The sequence below is a fragment of the Streptomyces sp. NPDC001381 genome, from assembly GCF_042895685.1.
GTDB lineage: Bacteria > Actinomycetota > Actinomycetes > Streptomycetales > Streptomycetaceae > Streptomyces.
In genome coordinates this window covers 670,884-687,060 of the sequence record NZ_JBIAWO010000005.1, presented here as the reverse complement: position 1 = coordinate 687,060, position 16,177 = coordinate 670,884, and the positions used below count along the sequence as shown (strand labels likewise).

Genomic DNA, 16,177 nt, shown 5'->3' with positions numbered 1-16,177 from the left:
GCCCGAGCAGGGTGTATAACCGGGTTGTGACAGGTGAGGAGAGCACGGGGAGCGGCCCCGGGGCGCTGACCGAGGAACAGGCCGGGCGCATGCTGGCCGACATCAACGAGGTCATCCGCGCGGGCGAGGAGATGCGCGCGCTGCGCGCCGAGATGATCCAGGTGTTCGCCGGCCTCGGCTGGACCCAGGACACCATCGCCCGGCTCGCCGGGATGAGTCAGCCGGCCGTGTCCAAGCAGATGACGAAGCACCGGGACGACCCGCCGCCCCCGGTGGAACTCGCCCTCGACCAGCGGGACGCCCCCTGGCTCGAGGGGCGCCTGTGGGGCCTGGCCGAGGAGATCTCGGAGTGCCTCGGCCACTCCGCCCACTGCACCCGGTACGTCGAGGCCGTCACCCGGGGCAGGAAGCGCTTCACTCCCCAGAACGTCGACGCACTGCGCCGCCTCGTCGAGGAGGACCTGCGGGTCCACCGCGCGGAGCTGCCCGCCGGACACCGCGCCGCGTACGACACGATCAGCCGCGGACTCGACCTGCCCGAGCGGGCCACGGCCCCCGCCACCGCTTCGGCGTCCGTACGGCGCACGCTCGCCCGCCGGCTGCAACGGGACCGGCTGCGCGAGGACTGAGACGCGCGGCGGTCGGCCGGCGACCGTCCCGACGGGGCGGAACAAGGTCTCGGGCCGCGCCCCGCACCACCCGCGGCGCCCCGGCGCCGCCGTCCGTCGGTGCTGCGGGATCACGCCCGGCGCCGGACGGCCGGCGGGCAGGAGGACATGATCACCGACGGCCCTGGACCCGGTGGCACGGGCGCTTGGCGGGGCCTGAACCGGGCCGGTCGGGGCGGCCCCGCCCGGGAGGTCACCCGTTCCGGGCGGGGCAGCGGCCGTCGGCCGGTCAGCGGCGGGCGCGCTGGTGGACGCGGGCGAGGAGGAGGTTCGGGTCCTCCTGGGTGAAGTACGCCGCGCTGGGCACGTAGGCGGTCCGCCCGCGTACGGCCACGGAGGTCGGGTTGGACAGCCCGTCCTCGCCGGTCAGGACGACGGCGTGGGTGCCGTCCGGGCGGACCCGGACGACCTCGTTGGCGGCGATCAGCGCGGCGAGGACGGTGTCGCGGTGCCGCTCGACGAAGCCGAAGTCGTCGATGCCGGGCAGGCCGGTCGCCCTGGTCCTGATGGGGCCGGCGGAGCCGTTCTCCCGGACGGGGATGCGCAGGAGGGTGCCGGCGTCGGAGTTGGACACCCAGACGGCGTTGTGGTGGAGGCGGAGGCCGTTGACGCCGAAGCCGGACGCGTCCGGGCCGGTGCCCGGCTCGAGTTCGGGTCCCGTGGCCCAGGCCTTGGGCCTGCCGCCCCGGCTCGGGACGCGCCAGACGGTGCCCCGCACCGAGTCGGCGGTGTAGAGGACACCCCGGCGCTCGTCGAGGGCGAGGCCGTTGAGGAACCCGTCGGGCGGCAGCTTCGCGATCTGCCGCGGGGCGCCACCGTCGCGGGGGATGCGCCAGATGCCGGTCCGCCTGGTGCCGGTGGAGTAGTTGACGTAGAGCGTGCCGTCGTGGGCGCGGGCGATGCCGGTGACGACGGCGGCGCCGATGTTGGGGGTGTCGGGGTTCGCCACGGCGGGCAGGGTGGCGATGATCCGCGCGGTGCCCTTGCGGGTGACGTTCGCGACCTTGCGGGCGAAGCTGAAGGTCAGGTCGGCGGAACCGTCGGGTTCGAGGGCGATGTTCTCGGGTGTCTGCCCCTGGGCGAAGTCGAAGTGGGCGATGACGCGCGGGTCGGACACGGTCGGTTCGCCGGCCGCCGCGGTGGCCGTCGTGAGCAGGCCGAGAGCGAGGGCGGCTGCGGTGACACCCGCCAGGCGTGGAAGTCGGGACATGGACCTCTCCTCGGAGGGGAGCACGAAAGGCGCCGGTGTGCGGCGCGAGACGAACATGGCGGCGGGCCGGTGGCGGCGGCGGCAGTCGCGGCCGGGGGATCCCCCGCGTGGCCCAGGGCATGAACCCGCCTGCCGCATGCACGAGACTGGGCCGTGCAGTCAGGCACCGACCGAGAGGGAAACAGCGGCGTGATCATCTTCGGCACCAAGGGCTGTCTGTACCAGCTGGCGATCGTGACGCTGGTGTGCGGCCGCTGCGGCAACCCCTCCGCGCACACGCTCAGGAAGCGCGTCACCAAGTTCACGCTGTTCTTCGTGCCGCTGTTCCCGGTCTCCGTGAAGTACCTGACGCAGTGCACCTTCTGCGGAGCCGAGGAGAAGGTGACGCGGGAGCAGGCGGAGCGGCTGCGGACCCAGGGGTCCGTCACCGGGTGAGCCCGGCTCGCTCGCAGGCGGCCCGCAGCTCCCGGGTGCAGATCCGGTCGACGGTGTACACGCCGTCCTTGACCAGGGTGCGCCCGATGTCGGCGGCCGTCACCGCGTGCGGGGTGAGCAGGACCGCCGGGATGTCCCTGGTCGTGGGGCTGTCGACGGTGGTCGGTGCGTGGTCGCGGATGTCCTCGTCGCGGCCCAGGGCGACGGCCATGGCGGCGGCCGCGGCGGCCTCCTTGCGGAACGGCTTGTACACCGTCATGTACTGCTCGCCCTTGACGATGCGCCGTACGGCGTCGAGGTCGGCGTCCTGGCCGGTGACGGGGGGCAGGGGGGTGACGCCGGCGCTCTTGAGGGCGGCGATGACGCCCGCGGCGATGTTGTCGTCGGCCGCCACGACACCGTCGATCCCGCCGGGGCCGAGCGCCGCCACGGCGGCGGACATGTTGGCGTGGGCGACCTGCGTGCTCCAGTCCTGGGTCTCGTACGACCTGGCGACCCGGACCCGGTCCTGGATGACGGAGAGCGCCCCCCGCCGGAACAAGGCGGTGTTGGGGCTGGTCGGGTCGCCGTTCATCATCACGACCGTCCCGCCGTCGGCCTGCTTCCCCATGCCCTGCAGAAGCGCCTCGCCCTGGAGTCTGCCGACCCGCGTGCCGTCGAATCCGACGTAGCCGGAGACCGGGCCCTCGGCGAGCCGGTCGTAGGCGACCACCGGGACGCCCGCCTGGCGCGCCTCCTGGATCGAGGAGCGCAGCGCACGGGTGTCGGCGGCGTCGAGGATCAGGACCTCGGCCCCCTTGGTGATCATGGAGATCATCTGCTGCCGCTGCCGGGTCGCGTCGTTCTCGGCGTTGGCGTAGTCGAAGGTGCACGCGGGGCACAGCTTCCTCACCTGGGCCTGGATCATCGGCCGGTCGGCGTGCTCCCAGCGGGGGACCGAGCGGCTCGGCAGGAGCAGGCCCACGGTGAAGCCGTCGGACCGCGGGCCGCTGTCTTCGCCGCAGGCGGCCACGGGCAGTGCGAGGAGCACCGCGGCGAGCGCCGCCGTGACCGTCCGTCCGCGCGCTCTCATGGCGGGCCGCCCGCCTGCTGCTGGGCGACCGGTTCGTGGTCCGGTACGACGATCTCGCTCCACACCTGCTTGCCGCCGGCCACCGGGACCGAGCCGGAGGACTCCGACATCGCCTCGACCAGCATCAGTCCCCGGCCGCCGGTGGACTCCCAGTCCACGATCACGGGCTTGGCGGGCGCGCGGGGCGAGGAGTCGCTCACGCTGACCCGGACCCGGTCGCCGCGGAGCACCAGGTCGAGGCGGACCGGGCCCTGGGTGTGCACCAGGGCGTTGGTGACGAGTTCGGAGACGACCAGCAGCACCGCGTCGGCGGCTTCCGCGACCTTCCACCGGCGCAGGGTGCGGGCGGTGAAGCGGCGGGCGTGCATGACGGCGTCGGGCAGCCGCCACACCATCCACCCGGCGCGGATCGGACGGGTCGTCATGCCGTCGTAGCGCAGGAGCAGCAGGGCCACGTCGTCCTCGCGGCGGCCCGCGTCGCCGAGGAGTTCGTCGGCCATCGTCCCCGGGTCCGCCGGGTCGGCGGCGGCGAGCGCGGTGCGGGTGCGGCGCATGCCCTCGTCGAGGGGCAGGTCGGAGGCCTCGACCAGGCCGTCGGTGACCAGGGCGAGGACCGTGCCGGGGGCCAGCGCGACGGAGGTCATGGGGAACTCCGCCTCGGCGAGGATGCCGAGCGGGGGCCCGCCCGCGACCTCCACCTCCTCGGTGCCGCCGTCGGGATGGCGCACCAGCGGTGCGAGGTGCCCGGCGCGGACGAAGAGGGTGTTGCCCTCCTCCATGTCGAGTTCGGCGTAGCAGCAGGTCGCGAAGAGGTCGGTCTCCATGCCGACGAGGAGCCGGTTGGCGTGCGAGACGACCACGTCGGGCGGGTGGCCCTCCATGGCGTAGGCCCGGACGGCGGTGCGCATCTGGCCCATGATCGTCGCGGCTCCCGCGCTGTGTCCCTGCACGTCGCCGATCACCAGGGCCACCCGGTCCTCGGAGAGCGCGATGACGTCGTACCAGTCGCCGCCCACCTGGAGTCCCCGCCGGGCGGGCAGATAGCGGGCGACGGCGATCCCGCCGGGGAGTTCGGGCAGCCGGCGGGGCAGCAGGCTGCGCTGGAGCATGGTGGCGAGCTCCTGCTCCGCGTCGTGGGCGTGGGCGCGCTGGAGGGCCTGTCCGACGAGGGCCGCGGTGGCGGTGAGCAGGGAGCGCTCCTCGGGGACGAACTCGTGCGGCTGGTGCCAGCCGACCAGGCACACGCCGGCGATGCGGCCCTTGCCGGGGAGCGGCAGGACGGCGAGCCCGCCGGGGCCGATGCCCGCCAGGCCGGGTTCCAGGGCGGTGCCGGCGGGCCACAGGTCCATCCGGCCGTCGCTCAGCGCGGCCTGCAGGGTGGGCAGCGCCCGCACGGGTGTGTCGGGCCACTCCGTACGCCATTCGGAGCGCCACACGTCCGGCCAGGCGGCGGGCTGCGGCGGGTCCAGCACGGTGACCATCAGCCGGTCGTCCTGGACGGCGGCGAGGGCCACCCGGTCGGCGCCCAGCGGCTCGCGCAGGGCGGCGACCACCACCCGGCCGACGTCCCGGGTGGTGACGGCGTCGTCGAGCGCGGCGGTCAGCCACTGGATCCGGGAGACGTCGTCGGGGCTGCGGCGCAGGACCGGGGTGGCGGTCACCACGCCGACCACCTGCTCGGGCCGGTCGGCGGTGGCCGGTTCGGCCCGGCAGCTCAGGCTCAGCCAGCGCATCTCGCCCGTCGAGCCGCGCACCCGGAACTCCAGGTCGCGCCGGCCGGACGCCTGGGAGGCGGGTTCCAGGACGGACATCAGCGCGTGCATGTCCTCCGGGAGGGCGTGCGCCAGCAGGGTGTCGACCTTGCCGTCGAAGTCGTCCGCCGAGATGCCGACCAGGTCGAGGAGCGTGCCGTCGGCCTCGATCAGACCGGTGTCGGGGACCAGGACGAAGGAACCGACGCGCAGACTCCGCAGGGCGGGGTCCAGCAGGGACGACGGCTCGGGCGGTCCCGTCACGGGCTGGAGCAGGCCGGCGACCGCGTCGGCGTAGCGCTCCAGGAAGCGGCGCTGGTCGGCCTCGAAGCCGTCCGTCGAGGCCCCCGTCACGACGAGACAGCCGAGCCGTCTGCCCTCCGCGTCGAGGGGCAGCGCGCCGAGCGAGGGGTCGGCGGTGAGCCACAGCGGGCGGTCGGTGAGGAAGGCCCGCGCCGCGGGTGAGTCACCGGACAGGGGCAGCCGCTCCGGTGGTGCCGGCTCGGCAGGGGTACCTCCTGCCGAGTCCACCAGCCGAAGCTCTTCGTTCCCGGCCCCGGGCGTGTAGACCGCCGCCTGTGTCGCTCCGGCCAAGGTCAGGGCCCGGTCGAGGCATGTCCGCAACGTACCTCCCGTCCCTGCCGCAGGTGCCGACAGGTTGAGAACGGGGCACCCACCCACCAGAATCGCATATACGAACCAACCGGACATACCTACTCATCGTCCCTCTTGTCGTCTACGGCAGGTGGCACCCATGAAGGCCTGCATACGGGACACGGCCGCCACCCTGACCGCGGTCTCGGCGGCCGTCGCCCTGGCGGCCTGCGGGGCGGACGGCGGCACCGACCCCGGCGGGGGGACCGCGCCGCGCATCGGCCTGCTGCTGCCGGACTCCACCACGGCACGCTGGGAGGCGCAGGACCGGCCGCTGCTCGAGAAGAGGATCGAGGCCCTGTGCGACACATGCGTGGTCGAGCACGCCAACGCCAGGGGCGAGGTGGCCATCCAGCAGGAGCAGATGGACTCGATGATCACCAAGGGCGTCGACGCCATCGTGCTGGTGGCCGTGGACGGCAAGTCGCTCGCCACGTCGGTCTCGGAGGCCCGGGCGGCGGACATTCCCGTCATCGCCTACGACCGTCTCGCCGAGGGCCCGATCTCCGGCTACGTCTCCTTCGACGGGGTGGAGGTCGGCAGGCTCCAGGGCCGGGCCCTGCTGGAGGCCATGGGCGACGGGGTGAGGGAGCCGCAGATCGTCATGATGAACGGCGATCCCGCCGACCCGAACGCGGTGTCGTTCAAGAAGGGCGCGCTGTCCGTGCTCCGCGGGAAGGTGAAGATCGGCAAGGAGTACGACACCCCGCAGTGGCGGGCGGAGACCGCGCACATGAACATGTCCGCCGCGATCGCGGCCCTCGGCGCCGACGCCATCCACGGGGTCTACTCGGCCAACGACGGCCTCGCCGCCGGGAGCATCTCGTCCCTGAAAGCCAACAAGGTCGATCCGCTGCCGCCGGTCACCGGCCAGGACGCCGAGCTGGCGGCCCTGCGGCGGATCCTCGCCGGCGACCAGTACATGACCGTCTTCAAGCCCTTCGGCCCGGAGGCGGCGGCCGGCGGTGCGATGGCCGTGGCCGCGGCCCGCAGGGAGGGCCTGGACCGGGTGGCCACGGGCGAGGTGACGACGGGGAACGGCGAGAAGGTCCCGGCCGTCCTGCTCACGCCGGTGTCCGTGACCGCGGACAACATCGAGAGCACCGTGGTGAAGGAAGGCCTGCACACGGTCCAGCAGATCTGCACCCCCCAGCTCCGGTCCGCCTGCGAGGAGGCAGGGCTGACCTGACGGGCCGGTTCCGCGGGCTCCGGGCACGCCCGGGTCCAGGGAAGGAGTTGGTTGCCGTGCCGGATCCCCCCTTGCTGGCGCTGCGCGGGGTGTGCAAGCGCTACGGCGTCGTCGACGTCCTCACGGACATCGAGCTGGAGATCCACTCCGGCCAGGTCGTCGCCCTCCTGGGGGACAACGGAGCCGGCAAGTCGACCCTGGTCAAGGTGATCTCGGGGGTCACGCCCGCGGAGAGGGGCGTCATCGAGTGGGAGGGCCGGGCGGTCCACATCAGACGCCCGCACGACGCCCGGGACCTCGGCATCGCCACCGTCTACCAGGACCTCGCCCTGTGCGGGAACCTCGACGTCGTCGGGAACCTGTTCCTCGGGCGGGAGATCCGCCGGTACGGGTTCCTCGACGAGATGGAGATGGAGCGCCGCACCCAGCTCCTGCTGGAGCGGCTGACCCGGCGGGTCCCCGATCTGCGGCTGCCCGTCGCGTCGCTGTCCAGCGGCCAGCGCCAGACCGTCGCCATCGCCCGCTCACTCCTCGGCGACCCGCGGGTCCTCCTCCTCGACGAGCCGACGGCGGCCCTGGGGTTCGAGCAGACGTCCGAGATCCTGGACCTCATCGACCGGTTGCGGGACCGCGGACTGGGCGTCCTGCTCATCAGCCACAGCATGGGCGACGTGAAGGCCCTCGCGGACCGGGCCGCGGTGCTGCGGCTCGGCCGCAACAACGGCTTCTTCGACGTGAACACCGCCTCGCAGGAGCAGATCATCTCGTCCATCACCGGCGCCACGGAGAACGTGCCCCGCCGGCCGGCCCACCGGGAGGCGGGGTGGTGAAGGACATGCGCAGGGTCGCGGACGGCAGCCCGGGCGAACGCACCCTGCCGGAGGGCGAACCCCGTGCGCCGAGCCGAGCGCGGCTCGCCTCCCGGGCCGTGGGCGGGTGGACGCGTGCCGTGCGCGGCGGGGTGGAACTCCTGCGGCACAAGGTGACCGCGGGCGAACTGGGCTCACTGCCCGTCGTCCTCGTCCTCGCCGTCGTCTGGATCACCTTCCAGTCCCTGAACGAGAACTACCTCTCCCCGCGCAACCTGTCGAACCTCTGCGTGGACATCGTGGGCACGGGGCTGATCGCGGTCGGCATCGTCTTCGTGCTGCTGCTCGGCGAACTCGACCTGTCCGTGGGCTCGATCAGCGGTCTCGCGGCCGCCGTCTTCGCCGTGCTCAACGTGAATCACGGGGTGCCGGAGTGGCTCGCCCTCGTCGTCGGGGTGCTCACCGGCACCGTGGCGGGCACCGTCCAGGGGTTCTCCATCGCCAGAACCCGGGTACCGGCCTTCGTGGTCACGCTCGCGGGGCTGCTCACCTGGAACGGCCTGATGCTCGCCGTCCTCGGCGACAGCGGCACCGTCAACCTGGACGAGGACGGGCTCGTCGCCGACCTGACCAGCTACTACTTCACCCAGGACGCCGTCGCCTACGCCCTGGCGGCGGCCGCCACCGCGGCGGTGTTCCTGGTGGCCGACCGGGACAGACGGCGCCGCCTGTCCGTGGGCATGCCGCACCGCTCGCTGCCGGCCGTCGCGGTGCGCACGGGGGTCACGGCGGTGGTCGCGTTCGGCACCGCGTACCTCCTCAACCGCTTCCAGGGTCTGCCGCTCGCCCTGCTGATCTTCCTCGTGATGGTCGCCGGCCTCGACGTCCTGCTCCGCCGCACCCACTACGGGCGGCAGGTGTACGCGCTCGGCGGCAGCATCGAGGCGGCCCGGCGCGCCAGCCTCAGCGTGCTCCGGGTCCAGACCGCGGTGCTCGCCGTCTCCGGCACCATGGCCGCGATCGGCGGCCTGTTCCTGGCCTCCCGCATCACGTCGGTCAGCCAGAGTTCGGGCTCGGGCGTCCTGCTGGTGAACGCCATCGCCGCGGCCGTGATCGGAGGGACCAGTCTGTTCGGCGGGCGCGGTACGACGTGGTCGGCGGTGCTGGGCATGCTGGTCATCCAGTCCGTCGCCTCGGGCATGGCGATCACCGACACTCCCCCGGCCCTGCAGTTCGTGATCACGGGCGGGGTGCTGTTCGCGGCGGTGGTCATCGACGCGTTGTCGCGGCACTCGCAGGAGGCCCACGGACGGGCGTGACGGCCCGCGCGGCCCGGCACTCCCCCGGTGACCCGGACCGGCCGCATCCCTCTGTGATCTGCGCCACATCACGCGACTGCCGCAACTTTAATTGAAAGTTTTGTCATCTAGGCTGACAAACCTTCCGCCCCTCCGCAGGCCACCGGAGCGTCCCTCCATGCCCGACAGGTCCACCTCCGCCCCCGCGCAGCCCTCCGTGACCGCCGCGTACGCCCGGATCTACGAGGAACAGCAACCGCGTCTCGTCGCGTACGCCCGCACACTCACCCGGAACGCCTGGACCGCCGAGGACCTCGTCGCCGAGGCGCACTTCCGGGTGTGGCGGCGGCTGGCCGAGGGCCATGAGATCGACAACGTGCCGGCGTATCTCAGGACGACGGTGCGGCACCTGGCGATCGCCTCCGGGACCGCGGTGCGCGAGACGCCGCGCGATCCGCACACCGACGAGCGGGCGGAACCGGGCACGCCCCAGGGCGACCCGGCCGAGCAGGTGTCCCAGGTCGACCTGGTGGTGCGGGTGCTGGGCCAGCTGCCCGAGCGCTGGGTGAAGGCGCTGTGGCTGGCCGAGGCGGAGGGCCAGCCGCTGGCCGCGATCGGGCCGCAGCTCGGGACCAAGGAGGGCGCGACGGCCGTACTGCTGCACCGCGCCCGGGAGGGCATGCGGCAGGCCTTCCTGCGCACGCAGAGCGGCGCCCCCGACGACCCGGCGTGCCAGGTCCACTGGGCCCGGATGCCCGCGTACGTCCGCGGTGCCGCGACCCCGCGCCAGGGGGAACGGCTGCTCGGTCACGTGGACGGGTGCGCGGACTGCCGCGCGCGGCTCGCCGCGCTGATGCGGGCCAACGACCGGCTGCCGGCGCTCGTCGCCCCGGCGCTGCTCGTGTGCGCGCTGGGCGGCACGGGCAAGTTCCTCCCGGCCCTCGCGACGGGATCCGCCGGCGCGGCGACCGCGGCCGGCGCGGCGGGCGGGCACGGCGCCGGACTGCTGCACGGCGTGCGCCATGCCGTGGTCGGCGGCTCGAAGGCCCCCGCGGCGGTGGCGGCCGGCGCGCTGGTGGCGGGCGCCGCCGCGGTCTGCCTCGTCCTCGGCACGGCCGAGTCCGCTCCGACGCCCGCACAGCGCACGCCGGTCGCCGACGCCCCCGTGACCCGGGTGCCGGTGACCGGGACGCCGGTGGCACCGCCGGCGGGGGCCGCGCTTCCGGTGAAGGCCACCGGCGACGACCGGGCGACCTCCGCTCAGGCGGCCGACGACCGGGGAGAGGGCGCCGCCCGGACGGGGGACACGAGCAGTCCGCCGGAGTCGGCTCCGGGCGGGACGACCGCCTCCGCACCCGGGGACGACACGTCCCCGCCCGCCGAAACCCCGCCGGAGGAGGAACCGGCCGCTCCCCCGGCCGACGAGGGCGATCAGGACGGGGGTGGCCAGGAGGCACCGGAGCCCTCCGCTCCCGCCCCCGAGCCTCCGCCCGCTCCCGCTCCCGTTCCCGGGCCCGGGAACGGTACGGGCACCGGAACCGAGGAGCCCGGCGGGGACACCGACCCGGGCTCAGGCTCGGGCTCCGACACGACCGGCCCGGACTGCGGGACCGGCGGCGGGGACGCCGGGCACGGGGAGGACGGCGTGCACGGGAAGGGAGCCAGGCACGGGAAAGGCGGCGTGCACGGGAAGGAAGCCGGGCACGGGAAGGGCCGGGAGGGCGAGGGACGTCACCACCGGCCCGGGCACGCGAGCCCGCTCGGCGACTGACCCCGGCTCACGGCTCCCGGCCGCGACCGTCCGGGGGCGCCTGCCGCGGCTCCCCCGGACGACCCGATGGACCGGCCCTCACACGTTACGGCGGTACTGGCCCCCCACCTCGAAGAACGCGTCGGTGATCTGCTGCAGGGAGCAGACCCGGGCCGCGTCCATGAGCACGGCGAACACGTTGCTGTCGTTGACCGCCGCGTCCTTGAGGGCGGCCAGGGCCGCGTGCGCCTCGTCGCGGTGACCGGCCTGGTAGTCCCGGACGCGCTCCAGCTGGGAGCGCTTCTCCTCTTCGGTGGCGCGGGCCAGCTCGACCACTCCGTGCTCGGCGGTGTCGGCGTGGGGGTTGCGGAAGGTGTTGACGCCGATGATGGGCAGCGTGCCGTCGTGCTTGCGCTGCTCGTAGAGCATCGACTCGTCCTGGATCCGGCCGCGCTGGTAGCCGGTCTCCATGGCGCCGAGCACACCCCCGCGCTCGTTGATCCGCTCGAACTCCTGGAGGACGGCCTCTTCGACCAGGTCGGTGAGTTCGTCGATGACGAACGAGCCCTGGAGGGGGTTCTCGTTCATCGCCAGGCCCCATTCCCGGTTGATGATCAGCTGGATGGCCAGGGCGCGGCGGACGGATTCCTCGGTGGGGGTGGTGACCGCCTCGTCGTAGGCGTTGGTGTGCAGGCTGTTGCAGTTGTCGTAGATCGCGATGAGCGCCTGCAGCGTCGTACGGATGTCGTTGAAGTCCATCTCCTGGGCGTGCAGGGAGCGTCCGGAGGTCTGGACGTGGTACTTCAGTTTCTGGCTGCGCTCGTTGGCGCCGTACTTCTCCTTCATCGCGACGGCCCAGATCCGGCGGGCCACCCGGCCGAGGACGGAGTACTCGGGGTCCATGCCGTTGGAGAAGAAGAACGACAGGTTCGGGGCGAAGTCGTCGATGTGCATGCCCCGGGCGAGGTAGGCCTCGACGTAGGTGAAGCCGTTGGCCAGGGTGAAGGCGAGCTGGCTGACGGGGTTCGCGCCGGCTTCGGCGATGTGGTAGCCGGAGATGGACACCGAGTAGAAGTTGCGGACCTGGTGGGCGATGAACCACTCCTGGATGTCCGCCATCATCCGCAGGGAGAACTCGGTGGAGAACAGGCAGGTGTTCTGGCCCTGGTCCTCCTTGAGGATGTCCGCCTGCACCGTGCCCCGCACGTTCGCCAGTGCGCGGGCGCGCAGTTCGGCGGCCTCGTCCGGAGAGGGGTCGCGTCCCTCGGCGGCGCGGAAGGCGTCCAGCTGCTGGTCGACGGCGGTGTTGAGGAAGAACGCGAGGATCGTCGGGGCGGGGCCGTTGATCGTCATGGAGACCGAGGTCGTGGGGGCGACCAGGTCGAAGCCGTCGTAGAGCGCCTTCATGTCGTCGAGGGTGGCCACCGAGACCCCGGAGGTGCCGACCTTGCCGTAGATGTCGGGGCGTTCGTCCGGGTCGCGGCCGTAGAGGGTGACCGAGTCGAAGGCGGTGGACAGCCGGGTGGCCGGCTGGCCCTCGGAGAGCAGTTTGAAGCGCCGGTTGGTGCGGAACGGATCGCCCTCGCCGGCGAACATCCGCGCCGGGTCCTCGCCGTCGCGCTTGAAGGGGAACACCCCGGCGGTGAAGGGGAAGTAGCCGGGCAGGTTCTCCCCGCGCCAGAACCGCACCAGCTCTCCGTGGTCGGTGAACCGGGGCAGCGCGACGCGCGGGACCTTGTTGCCCGAGAGCGACTCACGCGTCAGCTTGGTACGGATCTCCTTGTCCCGGACCTTCACCACCTGCTCGTCGCCGGAGTAGGAGGCCACGACGGCGGGCCAGTCGCGGAGCTGTTCCGTGAGGTGGTGGGGGAGCTCGTTGCGGGCGCCGTCGAGCAGTGCCCGCACGTTCGCGGCGTCGGAGCCCGCCGCGGCGAGTTCGTCCGCGACGGCCTCCAGCCGCTGCACCCGCCTCGCCGCCTCGGCCAGCCGGCCGGTCTCGGCGTGGTAGGCGCGCACGCTGTCGGCGATCTCGGCGAGGTAGCGCACCCGGTCCGCGGGGACCACCTGCCGGATGCCGGAGGAGTGGCGTACGCCGACCGGCGCCAGCGCGCCCTGGATCAGCGGCAGGCCCCGCTCGGCGAGGGTGGCCTTGAGGTGCTGGTAGAGCGCCGTGACCCCGTCGTCGTTGAAGGTGGCCGCGGAGGTGCCGTACACCGGCATGTCCTCCGGCCGCTTGCCGAACGCCTCGCGGTTGCGGACCAGCTGGCGGCCCACGTCGCGCAGCGCGTCCTTCGCGCCGCGCCGCTCGAACTTGTTGATGGCCACGACGTCGGCGAAGTCGAGCATGTCGATCTTCTCCAGCTGCGAGGCGGCACCGAATTCCGGCGTCATCACGTACATCGAGGTGTCGACGAACGGCACGATCGCCGCGTCGCCCTGGCCGATGCCCGGCGTCTCCACGATCACCAGGTCGAACCCGGCCGCCTTCACGACGTCGATCACGTCCGCGAGGTGCTCGGGCAGCTCCCGGCTCCCCCGGGTGGCCAGGCTCCGGAAGAAGACCCGGTTGCCGTCGAGGGAGTTCATCCGGATCCGGTCGCCGAGCAGCGCGCCCCCGCCCCGGCGGCGGGTCGGGTCGACCGCGATCACCGCGATCCGCAGTTTGTCCTGCTGGTCGACCCGGAAGCGGCGCACCAGTTCGTCGGTCAGGGACGACTTGCCCGACCCGCCCGTGCCCGTGATGCCGAGCACCGGCGTGGTCCGCGCCGCCGCGCCGGCCCGCATCTGCTCCACGAACTCGGCGGGCAGCTTGCCCAGTTCGGCGCCGGTGACGGCGCGGGCGATCGCGAACCGGTCGCCCGCGAGGACGGCGGCCGCGTCCGCCGGCCTGCCGTCCCACAGGTCGAAGTCGCAGTCCCTCACGACCGAGTTGACCATCCCGGCCAGGCCCATCCGCTGGCCGTCCTCCGGGGAGAAGATGGTCACGCCGCTCCGGCGCAGCCGGGCGATCTCCTCGGGCACGATGACACCGCCACCGCCGCCGACCACACGGATGTGCTCCGCGCCCTGCCGGCGCAGCGACTCGACCAGGTACTCGAAGTACTCCACGTGGCCGCCCTGGTACGACGAGACCGCCACACCGTGGACGTCCTCCTCGAGCGCCGCGTCCACGACCTCCTGGACCGACCGGTTGTGCCCGAGGTGGATCACTTCCGCGCCCTGGGACTGGAAGATCCGGCGCATGATGTTGATCGAGGCGTCGTGCCCGTCGAACAGGGCCGAAGCCGTGATCAGACGGATGGGGTGCACGGGACGGTGCACTTCACTCATGGGGGGCCTTCCCGGAGAGGTCAGGGGTACGCCGACCCCGAGATAGTAGGACGTCCTACTAATTTACCGCAGGCGGCGCCGCTGTGACGTGTACCGCACGGTCGACCCCCGCGGGCCCGTCCGGGCCACCTCCGCGAACCGGGCGTCAGGGGCGTCCCGCCTCCAGGGAACGCACGGCGGCCTCCAGGACTTCGTGGACGGACTTGGCGGGGTGGCCGACGACGGCTTCGAGCGCGGGGCCGGCGGCGTGGAACTCGCCGCCGCGTGCCGCGGTGAACATCGTCAGGGCGAACTCCGCGGCCGGTCGCGGCATCCCCGTGGCGACCGCCGCGGAGATCCATTCGTCGTCCTCCACGACGGTCCGGGTGACGGTCCGGCCGGTGATGCGGCTGAGGATGCCGGCGACATCGGTGAAATCCAGTGCGTGGGGGGCCGCCAGCGGCGGCGTGACCCCTTCGAGCGCGTGGCCGCCGGTCAGCGCGAGGGCCGCGGCTTCCGCGAGATCCTCGTGGGCCGTCCAGGAGACCGGGCCGTCCTGCGGCACGGCGAGGATGCCGGTCCGCAGCGCGGCGCCGATGTGACGTTCGAGCGTGGAGGCGTAGAAACCGTTGCGCAGAGCGGTCCAAGGGACCCCTTGCCGCTGGAGGTGCTCTTCGGTGGCCGCGTGGACCTTCTGGGGCGGGAAGAGCGAGGTGGGAGATGCGGCCTGGTGGCTGGTGTAGAGGATGTGCCGGGCGCCCGCTTCCCGTGCCGCGTCGATGGCGGCGCGGTTCGCGCTCACCGCGGCGCCGCCCCGTATGGCCGCGGAGACGACCAGGACGCGCTCGGCACCCTCCAGGGAGTGCTTCAGGCTGTCGGGGTCGGTGAAGTCTCCCGCCCGGACCCGGACGCCGCGCTCGGCAAGGTGAGCGGCTTTGCCCACGTCGCGCACGCTCACGCCGATCCGGTCGGCCGGCACCTGCTCCAGCAAGCGGTTGACGATCAGCGATCCGAGGCGGCCGGTGGCTCCGGTGACGATCAGCATCGAGAACTCCCTCTGTCGATTTCCAGTGGAACCAGAAAAGACGGTAACACTGATACTTCCACTGAGACCAACAGGGGCGTCCGGCCCACGGGGGCGATGTCCGCCGCCCTCACATACAGCCAGTTCAGCGGCCTGCCACTGACGACGATCACCGGCAGCCCCGGCGGTATCATCGTTCCCATGCCTTCGAAACCGCAGGGGAGAGACAGCACCCGGGACCGCATCGTGAAGGCCGCGGCGGACCTGCTGCGCGATCATGGGCCGACCGCTGTGACCACCCGCCGCGTGGCCCACGAGGCGGGGCTGCAGCCACCCGCGCTGTACCGCTTCTTCCAAGGCAAGGACGACCTGCTGGACGCCGCGGTGGAGCACGTGTTCGCCGAACACGTGGCGGGCAAGCAGGCCACGCCGCCCTCGCAGGATCCCGTGGAGGACCTCCGCGACGGATGGAACACGCAGATCAGCTTCGGCCTCGCCCACCCCCACGTGTACGGCCTGCTGCTGGACCCGACACGCGCACGCGACACCCCCGCGATGTCCGCCGGTGTGCGGGTCCTCGCCGAGCGGGTGCACCGAATCGCCGCCGCCGGACGGCTCCGGGTGAGTGAGGAACGCGCCGTCAACCTCATCCGCGCGGCAGGAACCGGAACCGTCCACACCCTTCTGACCCTGCCACCGGGCCAGAGCGATCCGCACCTGGCCGACGCCGCCTTCGACGCGGTCGCGCGGGCCGTCTTCACCGACGAGTCGGCCGTCCCCACCCGGGACCCGGCGGCGATCGTGGCGGCCTTCCGCACCCTCCTGCCCGAACTGCCCGGCCTCAGCACGGCCGAGCTCACCCTCCTCGACGAGTGGCTCCAACGCTGATCACCGGCTTGGTGCGAGCCGCCACACCGGTCTTCTCCGCGACGGCGGCCGGCCCGGGCCCGTGCCGCCGTCACGATCGCGGATGCTCCGGGGCCGAAGCCGCGGGCCTCCCGATCTCGC

12 protein-coding genes are annotated in these 16,177 nt (G+C 73.0%); 7 read left to right on the top strand and 5 right to left on the bottom strand.

From position 1 onward, the window contains the following. Window positions 1–26 precede the first annotated feature (26 nt). Window positions 27–629, top strand: a complete 603-nt coding sequence (locus tag ACFY2L_RS25800) for a sigma-70 family RNA polymerase sigma factor (RefSeq protein WP_390657732.1) — start codon at window positions 27–29, stop codon at window positions 627–629. A gap of 268 nt (window positions 630–897) precedes the next feature. On the opposite strand, the gene ACFY2L_RS25795 is transcribed toward ACFY2L_RS25800, so the two are convergent. Continuing rightward, window positions 898–1,878 (bottom strand): SMP-30/gluconolactonase/LRE family protein, encoded by a 981-nt coding sequence (locus ACFY2L_RS25795; protein ID WP_390657731.1) that lies wholly within the window; start codon window positions 1,876–1,878, stop codon window positions 898–900. Window positions 1,879–2,067: 189 nt separating this feature from the next. On the opposite strand from ACFY2L_RS25795, the gene ACFY2L_RS25790 reads away from it, so the two are divergent. Further along, window positions 2,068–2,313, top strand: coding sequence for a zinc-ribbon domain-containing protein (locus ACFY2L_RS25790; RefSeq protein ID WP_390657730.1), 246 nt, complete (start codon window positions 2,068–2,070; stop codon window positions 2,311–2,313). Here ACFY2L_RS25790 and ACFY2L_RS25785 read toward each other — a convergent pair. Further along, window positions 2,303–3,385, bottom strand: a complete 1,083-nt coding sequence (locus ACFY2L_RS25785) for a sugar ABC transporter substrate-binding protein (RefSeq protein ID WP_390657729.1) — start codon at window positions 3,383–3,385, stop codon at window positions 2,303–2,305. The genes ACFY2L_RS25790 and ACFY2L_RS25785 overlap by 11 nt on opposite strands. Further along, window positions 3,382–5,760, bottom strand: a complete 2,379-nt coding sequence (locus tag ACFY2L_RS25780) for a SpoIIE family protein phosphatase (RefSeq protein ID WP_390657728.1) — start codon at window positions 5,758–5,760, stop codon at window positions 3,382–3,384. Before ACFY2L_RS25780 ends, ACFY2L_RS25785 begins: the two co-directional genes overlap by 4 nt. A gap of 130 nt (window positions 5,761–5,890) precedes the next feature. Between ACFY2L_RS25780 and ACFY2L_RS25775 the strand changes: the two genes are divergently transcribed. The 4 genes from ACFY2L_RS25775 to ACFY2L_RS25760 all read left to right on the top strand — a co-directional run bounded on the left by ACFY2L_RS25775 (window position 5,891) and on the right by ACFY2L_RS25760 (window position 10,857). Next, on the top strand, window positions 5,891–6,979 hold the full coding sequence (locus ACFY2L_RS25775) for a sugar ABC transporter substrate-binding protein (protein ID WP_390823481.1): 1,089 nt from the start codon (window positions 5,891–5,893) through the stop codon (window positions 6,977–6,979). A 56-nt stretch (window positions 6,980–7,035) separates the two neighbouring features. Then, window positions 7,036–7,809 carry an ATP-binding cassette domain-containing protein gene (locus ACFY2L_RS25770; RefSeq protein ID WP_390657726.1) on the top strand — a complete coding sequence of 258 codons (774 nt, stop codon included), beginning with the start codon at window positions 7,036–7,038 and terminating at the stop codon, window positions 7,807–7,809. A gap of 5 nt (window positions 7,810–7,814) precedes the next feature. After that, the gene (locus ACFY2L_RS25765) at window positions 7,815–9,107 is read left to right on the top strand and encodes a sugar ABC transporter permease (protein WP_390657725.1); all 1,293 of its coding nucleotides are present in this window, start codon (window positions 7,815–7,817) and stop codon (window positions 9,105–9,107) included. A gap of 157 nt (window positions 9,108–9,264) precedes the next feature. Next, window positions 9,265–10,857, top strand: a complete 1,593-nt coding sequence (locus ACFY2L_RS25760; RefSeq protein WP_390823480.1) for a sigma-70 family RNA polymerase sigma factor — start codon at window positions 9,265–9,267, stop codon at window positions 10,855–10,857. Window positions 10,858–10,935: 78 nt separating this feature from the next. Here the strand turns inward: ACFY2L_RS25760 and icmF are convergent, their stop codons facing one another. Then, complete coding sequence (icmF, locus tag ACFY2L_RS25755) at window positions 10,936–14,166, bottom strand: fused isobutyryl-CoA mutase/GTPase IcmF (protein WP_390823479.1); 3,231 nt, start codon at window positions 14,164–14,166, stop codon at window positions 10,936–10,938. A 145-nt stretch (window positions 14,167–14,311) separates the two neighbouring features. After that, entirely contained in the window at window positions 14,312–15,190 is an 879-nt protein-coding gene (locus tag ACFY2L_RS25750; protein WP_390823478.1) for an NAD(P)H-binding protein, read from the bottom strand. Between the two features lie 180 nt (window positions 15,191–15,370). On the opposite strand from ACFY2L_RS25750, the gene ACFY2L_RS25745 reads away from it, so the two are divergent. Further along, window positions 15,371–16,057, top strand: coding sequence for a TetR/AcrR family transcriptional regulator (locus tag ACFY2L_RS25745; protein WP_390823477.1), 687 nt, complete (start codon window positions 15,371–15,373; stop codon window positions 16,055–16,057). Window positions 16,058–16,177: the final 120 nt, after the last annotated feature.

Excerpts from the sequence above, each read along its gene's own strand:
- ACFY2L_RS25775 (WP_390823481.1), top strand. The coding sequence starts at position 5,891 with ATGAAGGCCTGCATACGGGACACGGCCGCCACCCTGACCGCGGTCTCG.
- ACFY2L_RS25795 (WP_390657731.1), bottom strand. The coding sequence starts at position 1,878 with ATGTCCCGACTTCCACGCCTGGCGGGTGTCACCGCAGCCGCCCTCGCT.
- ACFY2L_RS25750 (WP_390823478.1), bottom strand. The coding sequence starts at position 15,190 with ATGCTGATCGTCACCGGAGCCACCGGCCGCCTCGGATCGCTGATCGTC.
- ACFY2L_RS25745 (WP_390823477.1), top strand. The coding sequence starts at position 15,371 with ATGCCTTCGAAACCGCAGGGGAGAGACAGCACCCGGGACCGCATCGTG.
- ACFY2L_RS25765 (WP_390657725.1), top strand. The coding sequence starts at position 7,815 with ATGCGCAGGGTCGCGGACGGCAGCCCGGGCGAACGCACCCTGCCGGAG.
- ACFY2L_RS25785 (WP_390657729.1), bottom strand. The coding sequence starts at position 3,385 with ATGAGAGCGCGCGGACGGACGGTCACGGCGGCGCTCGCCGCGGTGCTC.
- icmF (WP_390823479.1), bottom strand. The coding sequence starts at position 14,166 with ATGAGTGAAGTGCACCGTCCCGTGCACCCCATCCGTCTGATCACGGCT.
- ACFY2L_RS25760 (WP_390823480.1), top strand. The coding sequence starts at position 9,265 with ATGCCCGACAGGTCCACCTCCGCCCCCGCGCAGCCCTCCGTGACCGCC.